Genomic DNA, 18,237 nt, shown 5'->3' on the forward strand with positions numbered 1-18,237 from the left:
ACCGTTATCGTAACTAATGGCTTATTTATTCTGTCCGGCCAGGCACGTTAGGCGCGCAGGCCTGAAAGGGGGCTTGAGGCTTTTCCTATTTGTGCAATACGACTGAAATCATTCGTCCGTCCAGCTCCGCCGTGGGGTTGGCGGTATCTCTGGGGGCAACCTGCACCGAGCTGATTTCCACCCGGCGATAATGTTCGAACATCACTCGCTGGTACTCCCGCGGCAGCAAGGGCCGGATGCAGAACAGGGCCAGACGCCCGCCATCGCCCAGTAGCGACTGTGCGGCGAATTTGAGGAACCTGAGGTTCTCGTCGTCAACCGCCGCCATGTCGTCGGCGAACGGATCGAAGAAGATCGCCGAATAACGCTGGGGCCCGGCGTCCAGCTGTTGCCAGTAGCCTGAGTGCAACTGAATGTTCGTGCGTGTGCCCTTCCAGCGCTCAGCCTGGACCAGCACCTGGGGGTGGGGTTCGACAATGGTATGGGACGCCGGGCCGAACTCCTGCAGAATGCTGGCCGAGATGCCCATGCCGAAGCCGATTTCCAGCAGATGGTCATCGGGCGTAAGTTTGAGGTCTTCGACCATCCTACGGATCAGTGGCCTCTCCCATTCATGCATGACGTACTCCTCGCCGATGCGCAGCGAGTCGCCTGTGTAAACCGCTTCTGTCGCCAAATAGTCCTTGCGTTGCGGGTCCATGAATACTCCTTTTCACTTCACTCAGGGTAGGCTCGGCGATCACGCCAACAGGGTGTCGGCGTCACCTGACCAATTTCAATTCGGGCCTGCCGACGAAGGCTTGCGCCGGGGTTACATTTGATTTCAGCAGCAGGGTCTGGAACCCGCCCTTGAACGGGACTCTGGCGAGGATCGCGATACTCAGTTCTTCGAGGTACAGCGAAAAGCTCTGTAACGTCTGCAGGGGCAGACCGGCTAGTACGGCGTAAGCGATTTCCAGCAACAACTGGTCGAGATAGATCACGAGGGTTCTTTCGCTGTGCCGACGGAGAATCGCTTCCAATTCGAGGGCAAGCGCATGAAACAGAGTATTAAGGCTCTCGCTGCCGTTACGACCGGCGTAGGCATCGAACAACCAGTCCATCTTGCGGGCCCCATGCACCTGCTGCGGATCGTAGAACTCCTGCTCGAAGACCAGCGTCTGGATCTCAAGGTTGCCAGCCAGCTCCAGCACGGGGGCATAGCAGGCAGAGCGGCCGGACAGCATTAGCAGGTCGCCATGTGCCCGTTGTAGCGTCTGTAGATGGCTTTGCAATAAAGCCTCGTCGAGCTGGCGCGCACGGCGCATGAGGATCACGTTCATCTCTTCAAGTTCCTGAAGCCAGCCTCGCAGGCCGCCAATGCCTCGATATGCTGTGTACGGGTAGCGCCGACAATACAAGCATCGACCTGGCGATGATGAAAGGCGTAGTCCAGCGCAGGCTCCAAAGGAATATCGCCGCCCGCCAGACAATGCACTGCGTAAAGCCGCGACCGGGCCTTGATCTGATGTAGATAGCCCGCGTAGCTCGCGCATTGCATATTCAAGAGGTTGACTGGCACCGCAGCGCCGGCGAACGGCCGTTCTTTCAACACCTGCAGGAAGCCGGCGCTGGGATGGAACCCCAGGAGAATCCGCGAGGCCGCCGGAATGGCCGCCTCCATCTGTCGCAGGATCGCCTCAAGCAGCGCGTATTGCTGTTGCGCCAGTAGTATGTCCAGCCAGTCGCCACCCAAGGTCACCAAACCAGGCTGGCAGCACCGGATGATTTCGAGGTCTTCGGCTATTTGTTGCGCATCGGCGGTGAAGGTATAGCCAAGTGCAGTGTAGTAGTACGCCGGGGTTGCCTGGACCTGACGGACACTGACGCCCTGCCCTGTTGCCTGCTCGGTCACCCGCAGAAGAAACCGCGAATGATAGATATGCCGCGTTCGTGGGCCGCCGGCCAAGGCATTACTGACCGCCTTGGCTGTGGGCCAGTCGCCGCTGGCCATGCCCAGGTTGGAACTGGCCAATACCCGGCGCGCGATCTCCTCGACCTGCTGCGCCGAGTAGGGGCTGCCGTAACGTTTGAGAAACCCCCGGTCACCCAGGTACAGAATCGGCTCATCCATGAGTACTTCCTTGCATCGGGCAATCAGCGAGTCAGCTCGTCCAGCTCGATGTTATGTTCCAGTCGGCAACGATGATCCACCAGTACCAGGGTATTGCCGCTACGCTCGGCATAACGGTGCAACGCCTGCACATGCTCCGGTAATTGCTCGGCGTGCAAAGCGCTGAACGGCTCATCCAGCAACAACAGACAGTGGCGGTCTTCCGGTAACGCACTCAGCCAGGTATGCATCCAGTTGCTTGCCCCTGGCTCACCGCCGAGCAGCGCCAGGGCTTCACGGTCCAGGTAATAGCGAGTTGATGTCGTCGCCTGCACCACGCCCGGCTCTTCGATGATCACGTCGGTTATCCCGGCCACGCCCTTCAGGTAGTCGCTCTTGCCGGAACCAGAGTGGCCCGATAACAAATACAGCCGGCCTCGCTGCAGGTTCAAGGCACGATAGGCACGTTGAGCGATAAAGGGCGCGATGCTCAGGCTCTGCCCGGCAATCGTCACGGCCACCAAGCTTTTGGGCCGGGCAAAGTGTTGCAGACGCGCCACCGACACCGACTGCGATTTGAAACCCGTGATGGCCAGAAATACATTGGCCAGATCGGAACGAACCAATAGCAAGGCCGTGACCGCCAGCACAAACGCTGAATCACTCGTTCGGTAGAGGCTACCCATCAGGACTATCAGGACAATCACCAGGTCGCTGAGCAACGCACAACTGGCCGCCGTGACGGTACGGGTGATCACACTGCGCATGCGGGTGGTATAGAAATACTTCAGCCCCTCGGCTAACGCTCCGCGCTGAGTGAACGTCAGCCAGTCACCCAGGCGTTCGAAACCCGCCCCACCGGCACGGGAGATTGCAAACGCCACATGGGCCGAGCGTAGCAGGGAATCGAATCCCTTCACGCTCTCCACCCGGGTACGATATAGCTCGTTGATCGAAAGCCGGTACAACACCGCCAGCAACCCGCTGAACAGCAGTGCCACGACAATGCCGAACAGGCCGAACCCCATCCACAAAGCCACGCCATTGCACAGCAACAGCGCAATGATCCAGGCGATGTCGTGGGCATACCAGGCGATGCGTTCAAATGTCGTGGTGACATCGCGCGAAACTGTCTGCAGCGCATCGGCCAGCCCTGTGACTCGGATGTCTCGCAGGCCATCGATGAACAAACGGGAAAAGCGGCTGCGCAACAGATCCTCGATGAACAGTCCGGCAGCGATTCCTGCGCCTACCCCGGCTATGGCATACAACAGAACCTGCCAAGGCGAGAAACCTGCCTCTGGCAGCGTCAAGTTGGCGGCATAGCTCATCATCAGCGCCGGCACCAACAACATCAGCACACCCCAACGACAATACTTGAAGAGATCGCCGAGGCTAAAACGCTCCCGCACCGGAACACCGTCCGACACCGTCGAAGCGGTACGCTCAGCGACCTGCTCCGGTGCCCCTTGGCGCTGCGCTATCGCGCTTGCAGCCGATGGGCTGAAGCTCACCCAGGGCAGACGGTCCAAGGCTCCTTTGACGGCAAGGACGGCTGCGGCGTCCAACACCGAAAGGTCGTGGTCGATATTCAGGGTTCCATTCTGGACTCGGGCCAGAAACACCCCACGCAGCAGTTGCAGACGCAGGCGCTGCCCGGTGGAGAGATTGCTTGCGTCCAGTTCAATGGGCAGTTGCATAACGTGCTGTGGGTCTTGCCCCAACTCGGGTACCAAGCGGAAAGCGCCCAGCAACGCCTGCAAGTCCTCGCGCTGACTATCCAGCGAGCCAGGAATCAGTTCGACCAGCGTTGCGGGCCATATCGGCCAGTCAGCATCGAACTCGATCACGCCGCAGGGCTGATCGGCGTCAGCGGTTCGAGGTACCGGCTGACTGGACGAATGCTGATACAGGCTATTAAGTGCCTCCAAGGAGCGGCCTACGGCCTTGTAACTCACGTACGCGCGGGGCAACGCGAGCACCGCCGCCAGCAACGGAATACTTAGCCAGAAAATCGCCCCGTCCCAGACCGAGGCTGATCCCGAGGTGCCCAGTAGTCCAAGCAATACGAAGGGAATCAAACGGCCGAAACCGATGATGTAGCTGTCGGCGCCACGCAGCAATGTGTCCAGGTTGCGAAGGTCACGTTCGCCCGCCAGTGCGTGCTCAATACTCTGCAAGGCGCTCTGGTCAGCGAACTGCTTAAGCCACGGCCCTTTGCGCAACCATGCCGAACACTGTTCGATACGCTGCGCGGTCATATCCATGATTCGCTGGTAGTTACGGTCCGAGAGCCAGGAAAGCAGATAAGAAAGCGGCAGGAACATACTGATCACTGCAACGGCCCAGAAGCCTGCCGTGCCGAAAATCAGCAATGCCAGCAGGATCGAAAGCAGCAGGAAAACCGGAATTGCCAATAGGTTAATGCTAGTACCGATGCCATCTAGAATGATGCTGAAATCCCGTGACACAACCCGTTCCAGCACCGAAACCTCAACGCGGGGGTGCAGCTTGCGCGCCAGAAGGCTCTCGAACTCGCGGCACAGCCTCAGGCAGATGTAGCGCTCCAGGTTGAGCTCGCTCACCACCAGCAAGAACCCACTGATGGCCAAGAACGCGAGGAGCGCGATATCCCACAGCACAGTATCGGCACTGCTTTGGGCGCTCACCAGTGTGCTCAGCGTGTAGATGAACAATAGTGGCACGCTATATTGCAACAGCGACACCAGTACATAAGCGCCGGTCGCCCACGGCGCAAGGCTGAAGGCCAGGCCGAAAAAGCCAGTGGCGAACGCTCGCTCTTCGCAGCGAACGGCCGGCCGATAGCGCAACGCTGGGGTAAAGCAGTACATCCACTTCACGACAGCGCCTCCTCGCAGTACACCCGACCAGGCTGCATGGCCTGCACACGCTGCAGGCAGTCTTGGATTTTGTGTAGATCGTAGTAGTGGGCGGGAATCTTTCTGCATGCACAGTAACAGGCCACCCACTCCTCCAGGCTCCACGGACATGAAGGCACCGCCCCCAGGAATCGGCTCAAGGACAAGATGTCGAACCACACGCTGCGCTGCAGGGAATGAGTCTCCAGGTCGAGGATGCGCACGCCATCCGGCGTAACGAGCAAATGCTCCGGCTTGCCATCACCGACGCTGATGCCCTGCAGGTCAAACGAGGGAAAACGACACCGGGAAGACAGGCAGGGATCGACGAACTCAGGGGTACCTTGCTGCCCCATGACACGCTGGATATTCGCCAGGGCCGTGGCGTGCATCGCTGCATAGGCCTTAATCACTTCAGGCAGGTCGGCCAAACCGGGCATACGGCCTTGGAGAAACTCCAGCACCAGTACCTGATGCTGCGAATCTTGATAACGCACGCCTGCGATCGGCCCCGAGCGGAACAACAAATAACCGCTAGTTTCTGCGGCATAGGCCGCCTCGTCGAAGTAACGCTTGATCACCACCTGCTCGCCCGAGGCCATGCACAGGCCTGAGCAAACCAGGGACTTCACCGACTGGCCGAGTACACGCAGAACCTGATAACGCTCGGCCAACAGCTCGGCAAGCGCCTGGTGCTGCAGCTCTACCTGATCTGCTGCGAGAAGTTCCAGATGCACGTGCTCAAACGCTCTTTGCCCGCTCATGACGCAGTCGCCAGCGACTGTTCATAACTGCGCAACGCGCGACCATAGTCCACTTGCTCGTTGTAATACTCGAGCCAGAACGCCAGCGGGCTGTCATAGCGATCGCAGACATACCACTGTGATGCCGACAGGTTGAGCAGTTCCCATATCTGCAACTCGCCGAGAATCAGTTGGCAAAAATCACTATGGTCGACACGGATACCGTAGGGATAGCGCTTGATTGCGCCCTCGCCTTCGTCCGGCACCTCGACGAACTCAACCTTTGACACATCCAGCAGCCACTGTTGGCCGACGCCGTCATCCCGGGTCAATTGCAGTACCGCACGGCATTGGCCAACCGGGCGCCCAAGGTAACTACTCTGGGTCATCAGCACCTGCCCGTAGTGGGTAATCAGCCAGGTTCTGGCCATGTCGTCGAGATGAGCCTTGATTTGCTGTGTGTCCAGCGAGATCAGCCGGCGTTGTTCTCGCGGCGGGCGGGGTTCTGCCTGCTCCTGCGAAACGTGGATCCAGTCCGCCGGTTCCCCAGGCTGTGCCGGCAACACGTCAAAGCTTTCGCCGGGTGTCAGTGAGTGCACCGCCCGCAACAACGATAGTTCGCTACAAATCTGCGCCAGTTCAAGGTTCGACCAAGGGTGGTGCATCTTGCCTAAAGGATCGTGATAACCATTGCCCGCGAGAATCAGGGTCGGTACTTGGTTCAGCCGGCGCATCGGCTTATGTACGATTTCGTCCAACAGGCGCAGGCCGGACAACCGGGTGTAGCGCTGATCGGGCAGCGGCAATAAGTTGTCCAGGCCAACCGGACCTTGCGCCCCGCTACTCTGGAAATTGTTAGTCATCACCATGACCTGCGGCGACGTAATGGCTGCGCTATTGACATCGGCAAAGTAGGTGTCGGCGATACGGGTATCAGACTGGATGAAAACCGCTTCGCGGCCTTGGTGCTCGACATGCAGCGACGCCACGCGGCTGTCCCAGAACAGTACCTCGGTGCAGGGCATGTAAAAGCGCAGGCTCAGCGCGCCGATGACAAACTCGGCCTGAGTATCGACTCGCTGCACCTCGTAACCGCAGGCGCGAGCAATTGCTTCGGCCGCGCCGGGAAAAAGCTCCGGGACATAGACCAGCCTGCGTTTGAGCAAATGCCCGAAGTCCGACGACAGGCGACGCAACGAGGCGGGGTGAAAGTGCTGCAGGTGCTCGGTGGTCAAGACAATGCCATCTACCGCGGGCATGCGCTGCAGGTCGACATTGCGTGCCGGGACTATCTCGAACTGCCGGTCGGCATCAGAACCGAAGCCACTACCCAGCACCGGGTCGATCAGCACGTGACTGTCGCCAGCCTGTAGCGACCAGCTTTCATGGCCGATCATTGTCAGCTTCATGGGCACGCCTCTAGATTGCGCATGTTGCGCCCGATGATTTTCGCCAATAGCTCCGGGCTGCCGTTTTCGCCGTAGTAGCTGTAGAAAAACGGGATTAAACCGTCAAAAATGCCACCCTCGAACCAGGACTGAACAGACACGCCCACGATGTCCCAGATCTGCAGGTCCCCCTCGACCATTCCGACAAAGTCCACAAGGGGCAGGCATACGCCAAAGGGATACTGCGCCACCAGCGATTCGAGCTGGTTGTGCTTCTCAGCCTCGAACTGGCCGCTGATGAGGTTCAGCGCATAGCTGTCCTGACGCCCCAAGGCATGCGATACAAAACTGAAAACGATTCTTTTCGGACCGAGCTTGCACCCCTTGTAGTGAGACATCGCCAACACCTTGCGCCCGGTAATAAATAGCATCAGGCTTTTCGCCAGGCGTTGCAGCTCGGCTTGCGCCCGCCGCAGCAGCACTTCATATGCTTGAGCGTCTTGCACGTCGGGGCATACCGAAGCGACCACCTCGACGGTCTTGCGTGCCTCGATGAATTGGTCCAGTTCCCCGATCAGCAAGTTGTGCTGCACGGTGTTCACCTGGACCCAGTCGATAACGCCCTGCTGGCAGGGCTCAGGGTCCAGGGCAAAGGCTTCGCCTGGCAGCAGGCCGACAATATTGGTGTCCAGGCTGAGCCGGTTGGCAAGCCTGCTCAATGTAGGCTGGTCGGAAAATGGAAATGCGGCGAACTCGCCCAGGCGCTTGATGAACCCGCCGCCGCACAGAGCGATGTTTGCGGGTTGCACCGGAAAATCGTCCATATAGCTGGTCAGCACGGCGCTCAGCACACCGATCCCCAGCGGACCGACCTTACGGTTGCTGTCACTCGCATTCTTGCCCCAGTTTTCCAGGGACTGAAAGGCTCCCGGAGGCGAGACCCTGGAGTTGTTCGAGACAATCACAAGCTTGGGGGGCGCCAGTCGTCCTTCGACGATATCGGTCTTGAACACTTCGGACACCAATGCGTCCACAGCAATGAAGATGCCATTGCTTGGCTGCTCCGCCTCCTCGATATGCACCTGTGTGACTCGGCTTTCCCAGAAAGCGGTCTTCGGATCCGCCGGGTAGAAGCGCAGGCTCAGGTCGCCGATCCGCATTGGCTCGGTGTCGTTGACTTGGGTAAGGCTGAACCCGAGGTCGCGGATGCATTGCTTGACCGGTTCGACGATGGTCGCACCCACCACAAACCTTGCTGAACGTGGCAACAGATTCAGCGACTGGATATCGAAATGATCGGAGTGTTCGTGACTGAGGAAAATCAGGTCTATATCGGACAGCGCGGTGGCATCGACAGTACGTGGCGGATAGATTTCGATCCGGTGTTCGCGGACCAGACCGAAGTCCTCACATAAGAGCGGGTCAATCAGGATCCTGGTGCTTCCATGTTCCACAAGCCACGTTTGATGGCCGATAAAGATCGCCCTCATGCCCACCTCCCTGGTTGACAATTGAATACGCGTTACCCAAAAAACGAAAAAGCAAGAAAGTCCTTTCTTGCTTTTTCGGGGTCAGCTCAACGGTGGTACGCGCAGCTCGCCGCCTTGGTTTCGCAAGCACCGGTCTTGGACTTCTTGATAGCGTCGCTCAAGGCCTGCAACTCTTCTTTGCTGAAGAGTACTTTGTCGTTGTCTTGATGGTTGGGTGCGGCCACACCCTGCTGGGTTTTCTGATTCATGACTTGCTCCTTGTCTGGCTGTTTCCAGGTACGCCTAAAGCGCAACGACGTCCTGTCCTGAACCAATATAACGGAGGAAACCGATTTTTCAAGAAAGAAACATATCTTGAGTGGTGACACGGTGGACTTTTTATGCATCAGAAAAAATTTGATACAAACTCGCCATTTGCAGCCGCCTCATCACTCTGCACTCGATAGATGTGCGAAACCACCCGCCTAGTCGCCTCCTCAACCGTTCCTTCATTCCGGCACAGCACCCAACCGTTATCGACGACAGCTCGTTCAAACGCCTCGGTACAAACAATCTGCTCCTCCAGCCTATGCATCACCGTACTGCTCAACCCCCGCGGTCGTGCTGCAGCCCTGGCCCACGAAATCTGGGCAGCGGTCACCACCCCCACATGCAGGTCTGGCACTCGCACCTGTCGATCAAGGTTCATCTGAAGAATGTCGGTAAACGGAATCAGCCGTCGAAACGCTGCATCGGACGGGTACCAGCGGTCCATCAGGATGATGCTGCCAGCAGGTTGTTTAGTCAGTACGTGCTGGGAGATCCAGCGACGGCTCTCAGCAAAGCGTTCACACACCTCAATCTCTAAGTCCCGGCTGGGGCTTCTGACGAGTTGGTTGACGAGGGCCATTGTTTCAGCCCTGTAGGGATCGCTTTTTTTCTCGCACAGTCGCACCACTTTTTGGTTGCCTGCCCTCAGTGCTTGTGTGACGGCCTCCAACAGCGTGGTCTTGCCGGTTCCCTTGGGCCCATCCAGTGAAACAAACAAACCACGATTCATTCAATCCGTTCCCACGGTGGACTTTACGAGCGTAGATAGTATCGCAATTGACTGACAGCCATCAGGCGATCAGCCTGGCCGTTGCAAGGTCCAGGCCTTGTGTGAGCACCCACCTCGCTACCGCCACAGTCGACCGATCACACGTTCGGCATCCGGCTTTCGGGCAACGCAGCCTCGTACCTCAACGCCCATGGCGCAATCAACCGCTGCGGGGTCTGACAGGTTTTGCGCTTAAGCACGAAGTTACGGCACTTTTCGGCAAACTGTTGGCGGTTATGCACCATGTCCAATTGCATCTGTGCCAACTCGTGTTCGCGGCAGCGTTCGAGCTGCTCACCCTCCAGCGTGGCTTTACGTGTGCGTGCGTGAGGATATTTTTCATCGGTCAGCACGCACTCGGCCTGTTGCAAAAGCCATAGGCCAAATGCCTGTGGGCAACGCGGGCCGATGGCCTGAACCATGCCGTACTGCTGGGCCTGGATGGCGCTGACGGGCAGGCATTCTTCGGTAAGCTTATGCGCGATTTCACTGCCCACGGCCCGTGGCAGGCTGTAGGTCCAGTATTCGGAGCCGTAGAGTCCCATGGTCTTATAGTGCGGGTTGAGCACCACACCTTCGCGGGCCAATACAATGTCGGCGGCCAGCGCCAGCATCACACCGCCTGCGCCTGCGCTGCCGGTCAGGCCGCTGATCACCAGTTGTCTGGCGGTGAGCAGCTCCAGGCACCCATCGTCGATGGCTTGAATGTTGGCCCAGGCTTCCAGACCCGGCACGTCGGCGGCCTGGATGACGTTGAGGTGCACCCCATTGGAAAAGCTGCCGCGCCCGCCCTTGATCAGCAACACTTGGGTATCTCGCGCCTTGGCCCAGCGCAACGCAGCCACCAAGCGCTGGCATTGTTCGGTGCTCATGGCGCCGTTGTAGAACTCGAACGTCAGTTCGCCGATGTGGCCGAACTCTTGGTAGCGAATGGGTTGATAGACTCGCTCGTTGAACGGCTGGCGGGCGATTGAGCTGTCCAACACCGGAACGCCGGCGAGCTTTTGCGCCAGAACGTGCCGTGCCGGCAGCTTGAAGGTCTCTGGGCCTTTGGGTTTGAGCGAGCCGATCCACAGGCTGTAATCTGCGGCCGCCACCAACACAGCGTCGTCCTGTACCGCGAGGATTTCTCCGGGAGTGCCCTGGCGGGCGTCCAAGTGCGCGTCGTAGAGGTAATATTGCCCGCCCGACAGGCTCGCCAACACGCCGGGCTGGCCATCGGCAGCGTCGATGCTGCGCTTGATAAAGGCTGCGCAATCGAACCAACTGAAGGTGCGGTCAGCCTGGGTCATGTTCGGCTGCAAGCGCCCGATGACACTGGGTTGGGTGTAATCGAGCGGTGTCGGGACGAAGCCCTTGGCGAATTTCGCCACGACGTCACGGATGCAAACCATCGCGGCGTCGCTCACCAGGCCATTGTACAGCTCGGATTTGCGCACCTGGTCGGGCATGTCGAATTCACAGGTGGACCATATCGGCCCTGCGTCCATTTCCTCCACCGCTTGCAAAGCCGTGACGCCCCAACGGCTGGCCTGCTGGGTGATGGCCCAGTCCAGCGCACTGGCGCCACGGTCGCCGACGATGCCCGGATGGATGATCACCACCGGACGCTTTGGATGGCTCCACAGTTGATGCGGCACACGGTCCTTCAAAAATGGGCAGATCACCAGGTCGGCGCCTGACGCCTCGATTTGCTGGCACACCGTGGTTTGATCGGTGAACACTACAACGCTGGGGTCGTGACCCGCCTGGCGCAAATCCAGCCAGGCCCGTTGGGTTAAACCGTTGAATGCCGATGATAACAACAGGATCTTGAGTGATCGCATGGCTGACTCTTCCTTGAGAATGTGCGACCAGAGTGCTCGTTGAGCCGTCCCTGGCCATCGATGGAAGCCCAAGGTTATAGAGCGGGCCAGCGGGGTTAGCTGATCAAGATCAATCTTGTGTCAGCCAATCGCGTTGCCTGTTCGAGTTGACAGCACCCGGCAAAACTCAACAACCTGCACCTCTCACCGCCCTGCCCTGAGGCTGCCCTTGGACTATTTCACCGCCCTCACCGCCTTCATCGAAGCCGCCGAAGGCAACAACTTCTCCCGCGCCGCCGAGCGCCTGGGGATCAAGGCCTCAACGGTTTCACGCTATGTGAAGGACCTTGAGCAGGACTTGGGCATCGCGCTGTTCAACCGCTCCACGCGCACCCTGCATCTGACCGAAGGCGGCCAGACCTTCCTGATACACGCACGCAGGGTGCTGGATGAGCTGGAACACGCCAAGGCCGCCACGTCTGCGCTGAACCAGCATCCACGGGGCGTATTGAAACTCAACCTGCCACCGGCGTTTGCGCGTCATCACATCCTGCCGGCGTTGAATGACTTTCTGGTGCGCTACCCGCAGATCAGCGTGGAACTGGTGCTGGATAACACCCAGGTCAATTTGATTCATGCCGGCGTCGACTTAGCCATCCGCATTGGCACGCTGGCCGACTCCAGCCTTAAAGCACGCAAGCTCAGCGACGGCCACTACCGCATGGTGGTCAGCCCGGCATTTGGCATGCGCCACCCTCCTCCGTCCACGCCCACGGACCTGGCCGGTGTGCCTGCGGTGCTGGGCACGGCTACCACCGGCGATATCAGTTTTGTATCCGGCGGCCGCGCGTTCCCGTTGCAGCATGACGGCGTTATTCGAATCAATGACCTGGACGCGCAACTCATCGCCGTGCGCCAAGGCTTGGGCTTTGCGCTGTTGCCGGACTGGCTGGTGGCGCGAAGTATCGAGGCCGGCGAGTTGGTAGTCTGGCTACCGGAATGGCATATCCAGGGCGTGGAGCGGGCGTTTTCCGTGTGGTTTGTCTACCCGCCCAAGCGCATCGTGTCATCCAAGGTCCGGTGTTTTATCGACTTTATCGTTGAACGACTGGGCGAAACACCGGACTGGAAGTGACTCAACTGAAGCGGATATCCAGCGCACGCAAGTAGGTTTGCAGCCCCGCATCCTGAATCGGGATCAGGAACGCCTCGCTATCCGATTCATTAAAATGCGCATGCCAGTAACCCGGTGGCGTGACGAACGCCAGGCCGGGCGACCAGTCGACCCGCTGCGGGTTACGGATGTGCCCATCCGCGTCCAGCTCGGTGCCCACCAATGAATAACAGCCCTTGGGGCAATCAATAATGAAGTCCAGTGCAATCGACTGATGCCGATGGGGTTTCTGCACCGATCCCGCCGGCAGAATCCCGTACATGGCCCACAGCACGTGGGTCACCGTGCGCGTCTGCGGGAAATGACGGTTGCCCAGCAGGATGCTGATGCGGCTGCGGTCCTGTGCCCTGGGATCATCGGCCGCTTCACGCAACTTCGCGTTGGCCAGTGCTGCTGGGTACAGGGTCGGTGCAAAGCGATCGGTGCTGGGTGTCACCCCAAGGTAACGCAGCAACGGCTCATCGTGCACATAGTAAAGGCGTGCATCCTCGCGGGCACTGAAGTGCGCCTGCTGTAATCCCGGCAGGGCGATAAAGCAGCCCTTGGACCATTGAATCTCATACTCGCCCTGGACCACGCTGCCCTCCCCGGCAATCACGTAGAACACCTGGGAGGTGGCGTTGGGTTGCAGGGTCAGCGTGTCGCCACGGTTAAGGCGCATGAAGTTCGCGCATAACCCGGGGCCTGTTGCAGGGCCTTCGCAGCCCAAAGCCTCGCTGAGGTCCAGCGGTACCACGCGCGAGGGGCCATTGTCATACAGCGAGGCGGGAAAGCTGTGGTAGGGAACGCGGGAAATCAGATTGGCACTGATGGGATTCGCCGCCTTGCTGTACTCGAAGTACTCGGCGTCCACTTGGTTGATATCCGTCAGTGCGGGGTCTAATTCACGGTTCATCAGGCTCACCTCAGTCTTGGGCTGGATCGCGCAGCGCGGTTGAAGCGCTGCACGGGGTGAGTGGACTATAGGCATTGCGCGCTGGCGGATGAATGCCTGTGACGGCACAGCAGTTATGCGAAACGGGGCAGTTAACGCAACTGAAACCAGGTGGTTTTCAACTGCGTGTACTTATCAAACGAATGCAGCGACAAGTCGCGCCCGAACCCCGACTGTTTGCCGCCGCCGAAAGGCACGGTCACATCCAGCGCATCAATGGTGTTGACCGACACAGTGCCGGCATTCAGGGCACGGGCCACGCGATGCGCACGGTTCAGGTCATCACTCCACACCGATGCCGCCAGGCCGTAGAGGCTGTCGTTGGCTTGCTGTATGGCCTGCTCTTCGGTATCGAAAGCACTCACCGCCAGCACGGGGCCAAACACCTCCTCACGGGAAAGGCTCATGTCAGCGGTGACGTTGGCGAATATCGTCGGAGGGATGAAGTTTGAACAACCCTCGATGTTCAACTGTTGGCCACCGGCCAACAGCGTGGCACCGTCTGCGCGAGCCTGCCCGATGGCTTGCAGGATGCGTGCGGTTTGCCCGCTGTCGACGATTGCACCGGCGGCGCTGGTGGGGTTGAGTGGGTTGCCGGGCATCCAGGCACGGGACTTGTCGATCAGACGCTCGATGAACTCGTCGTGGATGCAGCGTTGCACGTAGAGGCGCGAATTGGCCGAACACACCTCGCCCTGGTTGAAGAAAATCCCAAAGGCCGCCTTCTCCGCCGCCAGGTCCAGGTCCTGACAGTCTGCAAACACCAGGTTCGGGCTCTTGCCGCCACACTCCAGCCACACCTGTTTGAGGTTGGACTGCGCGGAGTACTGCATGAAGTACTTGCCCACTTGGGTAGAACCGGTAAACACCAGGCAATCGACGTCCGGGTGCAACCCCAGGGCCTTGCCGGCGCCCTCGCCCATTCCTGGCACCACGTTCAGCACACCCTCGGGGACGCCCGCCTCCAGCGCCAGTTGGGCCAGGCGCAAGGCAGAAAATGGCGATTGTTCGGCGGGCTTGAGCACCACGCTGTTGCCTGCCGCCAATGCGGGTGCCAGTTTCCAGGCGGCCATGTCCAGCGGGAAATTCCACGGCACCACGGCTGCAATCACGCCCAATGCTTCGCGGGTAATGGTCGCCAACGCGTTGTGGGCAGTCGGCGCGACCTGATCGTAGATCTTGTCCAGAGCTTCACCGTACCAGGCGAAAACATGGGCCGCGCCGGGCACGTCGACGTTATAGGCGTCCATTACCGGCTTGCCCATGTTCAGGGAGTCCAGCAGTGCGAGTTCTTCGCGGTGGGTCATCAACAGGTCAGCGAGTTTGAGCAGGATTTTCTTGCGCTCGCCCGGGGGCATGCGCCGCCAGGAGCCGTTGTTAAACGCGCGGCGTGCAGAGCGCACTGCCAGGTCGACCTCCGCTGCACCGCAGGCGGCGACCTGCGCAAGCAAGTGGTTGGTTGCCGGGTTGATGGTGTCGAAGGTCGCCCCGCAGAGTGCACCTACGGGCTGCCCGTCGATCAGGGCGGTGCTGATGAAGGTTTGGCGGGCAGCGCGTTGCTGCCAATAGTCGAGGTTGAACATGCTGTACTCCTGAATTGGGCCGTAAGACTTTTGTAGGAGCGAGCTTGCTCGCGAAGAACTCACAGACGCCGCGTTCATCCAGGAAGCACGCGTTATCGTTGACGCTTTTCGCGAGCAAGCTCGCTCCTACAGATGAACCGAGGTGGGGCCTGTTTATTCGGCCATTTGCAGGTCCGGCATGCGTACCCGGAACCCTCGGGTGAGGCACAGCAAACACAGCAGCCCCAGGCCCATCCAGCCCAGGCCGATGGTGAACGACAGGCCCGACAGGCTCGTCCACAGCCAAAGCGTGCTGAGAAACCCCAGGCCTGGCAGGGCGGCGTACAGCAGATAGTTGCGGGAACCACGCAGCTTCTGGTCGCCCAGGTAATGCTTGATCACGGCCAGGTTCACTGCCGAAAACGCGAACAGTGCGCCAAAGCTGATCATGTTGGCCACGGTGTCCAGGCTGATAAACAGCGCAATCAGCGAGAACAGGCTGACCAGCATGATCGCGTTGGCCGGCACGCGCTTTTTCGTGACCAGCTTGCCCAATACCCTGGGCAATGCACCGTCGCGGCCCATCGCGAACAGCACGCGGGACACGCTGGCCTGAGAGACCATCGCAGAAGCAAAGCAGCCCGCTACATAGGTTGCGGTAAACGCACTCACCAGCAATTCACCCCCGACCCTACGCATCACATCGACCGAAGCCGAGTCGGGATCGGCGAAGCTGTCCCATTCCGGGAACACCATCTGAGCGCAATACGACACCACCAGGAACAGCAAACCGCCAATCAGCGACACCGCCATGATCGCCTGCGGAATGGTACGGCGCGGGTCCGGCGTCTCCTCGGCCATGGTCGATACCGCATCAAAACCCAGGAACGACAAGCACAGCACTGCTGCGCCGGTCATGATCAGCGGCACACTGAAACCTTCATGGTGAAACGGCTTGAGCAGCGACACCGGCTCGGCTTGCCCGCTGAGGTTGTGGATCGACAACGCCACGAACACCACGATGAACACCAGTTGGGCCACGATCAGCACCCAATTGACCCGGGTAATCGACTCGATACCCACCAGATTGAGCGCCGTCACCAAGGCAATGGAGCCCAATACCCATACGGCGGTGGGCACGCTGGGAAAGTATTCGGACAAGTAGATGCCGATCAGCAAATAGCTGAGCAGCGGCAGGAAGATGTAGTCCAGCAGCAAGGTCCAGCCGGCGATAAAGCCGAAGGAGGCGCCAAACGCCTTGCGTGTGTAGGTGTAGACCGAGCCCGAATACGGGTGCGCCTTGACCATGCACCCATAGCTGTAGGCCGTCAGCAGCATGGCAGCCAGGGTCAACAGGTAGGCGGTGGCCAGGTGCCCTTTGGTCATCTGGGTTACCAGGCCGTAGGTGGTGAACACCGCCAGCGGCACCATATATGCCAGGCCGAACAGCACCAGGCCGACGAGGCCCAGGGGTTGTCGAAAGCGGCGCGATGAGGTCGGTTGGGTTGGGGTTTGATGGGCGGGAGTATCGGCTACGTTTGTTATTGTATTCATTGCTGACTCCTGGAAAGTGGAATGCAGGGCGCCGCGGCGTTCGATCAAATCGACGCCCTTGATGAGTCATCCTTTGGGAGCGGTGGGCAGGCCGCTATGGGGCGCCCACCCGGTTCAACCGAAGCGGCATGCAGGGGCTCAGCCTTTCATAGCTTTCCCGCGATCCGCGCGGTGCGGTCCACCGCAATGCGGGTCTTGTCGACCAGCTCATCGAGCTCCGCGCGACTGGCCACCAGGGCCGGCGCCATGATCATGCGGCCCAGGGTCGAGCGAATGATCACGCCTTCCTCAAAGCCAAAAGTGCGGCATTGCCAGGCCAGGTCGTTTTCATTGGCAAAGCGTTTGCGCGTGCCCTTGTCCTCGACAAACTGCAAGGCTGCCAGCAGGCCGGTGCCCTGGATCTCGCCGATCAGCGGGTGGTTGCCAAAGACTTCGTGCAGGAGCGCGTGCAAATACGGCCCGGTGTCGTCCTTCACCTGACGCACGATCCCTTCGTCACGCAGGGCCTTGAGGTTGGCCAGGGCCACCGCCGCCGCAACCGGGTGCCCGGAATACGTCAGGCCATGGGCAAACACCCCGCCTCGCTCCACCAACGCTTCGGCCATGCGCTTGCTCAATACCAAACCACCCATGGGCAGGTAACCTGAGGTCAGGCCCTTGGCGATCGACAACGTGTCGGGTTCGAAGCCGAAATACTGATGGGCAAACCACTCACCGGTACGACCGAAACCGCCAATCACTTCATCAGCGCACAGCAGCACATCGTATTGGCGACAGATGCGCTGGATCTCTGGCCAATAGCTTTCCGGGGGGAAAATCATGCCCCCGGCGCCTTGGAAAGGTTCAGCGATAAAACCGGCGACGTTTTGCGCACCCAACTCCAGGATCTTTTCTTCCAGTTGCAGAGCGCAGCGCCGCCCGAACTCGGCCGGGGTCAACTCACCGCCCTGGGCGTACCAATAAGGTTCATCAATGTGCGCGACGTCCGGGATCAAGCCGCCCATTTCGTGCATGAATTTCATGCCGCCCAGGGCAGACGCCGCCAGGGTGGAGCCGTGATAGCCGTTCCAGCGGCCGATCATGATCTTCTTCTGTGGCTTGCCGAGCACTTGCCAGTAGCGGCGTACGGTGCGGATCAGCACCTCGTTGGCTTCGGAACCGGAGTTGGTGTAGATCACATGACTGTAGTGCCCTGGCAACAGGCTGAACAGCAACTCGGACAGCTCGATCACCGCCGGATGGGTGGTGTGGAAGAACATGTTGTAGTACGCCAACTGATCCATCTGCGCCGCCGCCGCAGCCGTCAGGTCCTTGCGGCCATAACCCAGCTGCGTGCACCACAGGCCCGACATCCCGTCCAGGTAACGCTTACCCTCGCTGTCCCACAGGTACAGGCCCTCACCGCGGACCATTACGCGTGGGCCTTCGGCATTCAGCGCCTTTTGATCCACAAAGGCATGGATATGGTGGGCCGCGTCCGAGGCCTGATAGTCCCGGGTCTGGCGTTGCGGTTCAAAGGGTAGGTTCATGGCATTTTC

At 59.6% G+C, this 18,237-nt stretch carries 15 protein-coding genes; 1 reads left to right on the forward strand and 14 read right to left on the reverse strand.

Annotated features, from left to right (window positions below):
- Window positions 1–85 precede the first annotated feature (85 nt).
- The 10 genes from ODQ19_RS25645 to ODQ19_RS25690 all read right to left on the reverse strand — a co-directional run bounded on the left by ODQ19_RS25645 (window position 86) and on the right by ODQ19_RS25690 (window position 11,496).
- Window positions 86–700, reverse strand: coding sequence for a class I SAM-dependent methyltransferase (locus ODQ19_RS25645; RefSeq protein ID WP_330211568.1), 615 nt, complete (start codon window positions 698–700; stop codon window positions 86–88).
- Between the two features lie 61 nt (window positions 701–761).
- Entirely contained in the window at window positions 762–1,322 is a 561-nt protein-coding gene (locus ODQ19_RS25650) for a hypothetical protein (RefSeq protein WP_330211569.1), read from the reverse strand.
- Window positions 1,319–2,113, reverse strand: a complete 795-nt coding sequence (locus ODQ19_RS25655; RefSeq protein WP_330211570.1) for a hypothetical protein — start codon at window positions 2,111–2,113, stop codon at window positions 1,319–1,321. The genes ODQ19_RS25650 and ODQ19_RS25655 overlap by 4 nt, the downstream gene beginning before the upstream one ends.
- Before the next feature lie 23 nt (window positions 2,114–2,136).
- Complete coding sequence (locus ODQ19_RS25660) at window positions 2,137–4,953, reverse strand: hypothetical protein (RefSeq protein WP_330211571.1); 2,817 nt, start codon at window positions 4,951–4,953, stop codon at window positions 2,137–2,139.
- Window positions 4,950–5,735 (reverse strand): hypothetical protein, encoded by a 786-nt coding sequence (locus tag ODQ19_RS25665; RefSeq protein WP_330211572.1) that lies wholly within the window; start codon window positions 5,733–5,735, stop codon window positions 4,950–4,952. Before ODQ19_RS25665 ends, ODQ19_RS25660 begins: the two co-directional genes overlap by 4 nt.
- Window positions 5,732–7,123, reverse strand: coding sequence for an MBL fold metallo-hydrolase (locus ODQ19_RS25670; RefSeq protein ID WP_330211573.1), 1,392 nt, complete (start codon window positions 7,121–7,123; stop codon window positions 5,732–5,734). The genes ODQ19_RS25665 and ODQ19_RS25670 overlap by 4 nt, the downstream gene beginning before the upstream one ends.
- A complete protein-coding gene (locus tag ODQ19_RS25675; RefSeq protein WP_330211574.1) occupies window positions 7,120–8,592 on the reverse strand; it encodes an MBL fold metallo-hydrolase in 1,473 nt (490 codons plus the stop codon). Before ODQ19_RS25675 ends, ODQ19_RS25670 begins: the two co-directional genes overlap by 4 nt.
- A gap of 86 nt (window positions 8,593–8,678) precedes the next feature.
- The gene (locus ODQ19_RS25680; RefSeq protein ID WP_330211575.1) at window positions 8,679–8,840 is read right to left on the reverse strand and encodes a hypothetical protein; all 162 of its coding nucleotides are present in this window, start codon (window positions 8,838–8,840) and stop codon (window positions 8,679–8,681) included.
- A gap of 137 nt (window positions 8,841–8,977) precedes the next feature.
- On the reverse strand, window positions 8,978–9,631 hold the full coding sequence (locus tag ODQ19_RS25685) for a dTMP kinase (RefSeq protein ID WP_330211576.1): 654 nt from the start codon (window positions 9,629–9,631) through the stop codon (window positions 8,978–8,980).
- A gap of 137 nt (window positions 9,632–9,768) precedes the next feature.
- Window positions 9,769–11,496, reverse strand: a complete 1,728-nt coding sequence (locus ODQ19_RS25690; RefSeq protein ID WP_330211577.1) for a hydrogenase maturation protein — start codon at window positions 11,494–11,496, stop codon at window positions 9,769–9,771.
- Window positions 11,497–11,704: 208 nt separating this feature from the next.
- On the opposite strand from ODQ19_RS25690, the gene ODQ19_RS25695 reads away from it, so the two are divergent.
- Window positions 11,705–12,610, forward strand: a complete 906-nt coding sequence (locus ODQ19_RS25695; protein ID WP_330211578.1) for a LysR family transcriptional regulator — start codon at window positions 11,705–11,707, stop codon at window positions 12,608–12,610.
- Between the two features lies 1 nt (window position 12,611).
- Here ODQ19_RS25695 and ODQ19_RS25700 read toward each other — a convergent pair whose 3' ends face one another.
- The 4 genes from ODQ19_RS25700 to ODQ19_RS25715 all read right to left on the reverse strand — a co-directional run bounded on the left by ODQ19_RS25700 (window position 12,612) and on the right by ODQ19_RS25715 (window position 18,228).
- Window positions 12,612–13,544 carry a cupin gene (locus ODQ19_RS25700; protein ID WP_330211579.1) on the reverse strand — a complete coding sequence of 311 codons (933 nt, stop codon included), beginning with the start codon at window positions 13,542–13,544 and terminating at the stop codon, window positions 12,612–12,614.
- A 131-nt stretch (window positions 13,545–13,675) separates the two neighbouring features.
- The gene (locus tag ODQ19_RS25705; protein ID WP_330211580.1) at window positions 13,676–15,166 is read right to left on the reverse strand and encodes an aldehyde dehydrogenase; all 1,491 of its coding nucleotides are present in this window, start codon (window positions 15,164–15,166) and stop codon (window positions 13,676–13,678) included.
- 153 nt (window positions 15,167–15,319) lie between these two features.
- Window positions 15,320–16,699 (reverse strand): APC family permease, encoded by a 1,380-nt coding sequence (locus ODQ19_RS25710; RefSeq protein WP_330211581.1) that lies wholly within the window; start codon window positions 16,697–16,699, stop codon window positions 15,320–15,322.
- A gap of 146 nt (window positions 16,700–16,845) precedes the next feature.
- Window positions 16,846–18,228, reverse strand: a complete 1,383-nt coding sequence (locus tag ODQ19_RS25715) for an aspartate aminotransferase family protein (protein WP_330211582.1) — start codon at window positions 18,226–18,228, stop codon at window positions 16,846–16,848.
- Window positions 18,229–18,237 lie beyond the last annotated feature (9 nt).

Origin of the sequence: Pseudomonas sp. AM4(2022) (genome assembly GCF_036346515.1) — a bacterium.
Taxonomy (GTDB): Bacteria; Pseudomonadota; Gammaproteobacteria; order Pseudomonadales; family Pseudomonadaceae; genus Aquipseudomonas; species Aquipseudomonas paracarnis.

What these genes read in the sequence shown, in the direction of transcription:
- ODQ19_RS25655 (WP_330211570.1), bottom strand. Translation starts at nt 2,113, where the DNA reads ATGGATGAGCCGATTCTGTACCTGGGTGACCGGGGGTTTCTCAAACGT.
- ODQ19_RS25645 (WP_330211568.1), bottom strand. Translation starts at nt 700, where the DNA reads ATGGACCCGCAACGCAAGGACTATTTGGCGACAGAAGCGGTTTACACA.
- ODQ19_RS25670 (WP_330211573.1), bottom strand. Translation starts at nt 7,123, where the DNA reads ATGAAGCTGACAATGATCGGCCATGAAAGCTGGTCGCTACAGGCTGGC.
- ODQ19_RS25685 (WP_330211576.1), bottom strand. Translation starts at nt 9,631, where the DNA reads ATGAATCGTGGTTTGTTTGTTTCACTGGATGGGCCCAAGGGAACCGGC.
- ODQ19_RS25710 (WP_330211581.1), bottom strand. Translation starts at nt 16,699, where the DNA reads ATGAATACAATAACAAACGTAGCCGATACTCCCGCCCATCAAACCCCA.
- ODQ19_RS25690 (WP_330211577.1), bottom strand. Translation starts at nt 11,496, where the DNA reads ATGCGATCACTCAAGATCCTGTTGTTATCATCGGCATTCAACGGTTTA.
- ODQ19_RS25675 (WP_330211574.1), bottom strand. Translation starts at nt 8,592, where the DNA reads ATGAGGGCGATCTTTATCGGCCATCAAACGTGGCTTGTGGAACATGGA.
- ODQ19_RS25705 (WP_330211580.1), bottom strand. Translation starts at nt 15,166, where the DNA reads ATGTTCAACCTCGACTATTGGCAGCAACGCGCTGCCCGCCAAACCTTC.
- ODQ19_RS25680 (WP_330211575.1), bottom strand. Translation starts at nt 8,840, where the DNA reads ATGAATCAGAAAACCCAGCAGGGTGTGGCCGCACCCAACCATCAAGAC.
- ODQ19_RS25650 (WP_330211569.1), bottom strand. Translation starts at nt 1,322, where the DNA reads ATGAACGTGATCCTCATGCGCCGTGCGCGCCAGCTCGACGAGGCTTTA.
- ODQ19_RS25700 (WP_330211579.1), bottom strand. Translation starts at nt 13,544, where the DNA reads ATGAACCGTGAATTAGACCCCGCACTGACGGATATCAACCAAGTGGAC.
- ODQ19_RS25715 (WP_330211582.1), bottom strand. Translation starts at nt 18,228, where the DNA reads ATGAACCTACCCTTTGAACCGCAACGCCAGACCCGGGACTATCAGGCC.
- ODQ19_RS25665 (WP_330211572.1), bottom strand. Translation starts at nt 5,735, where the DNA reads ATGAGCGGGCAAAGAGCGTTTGAGCACGTGCATCTGGAACTTCTCGCA.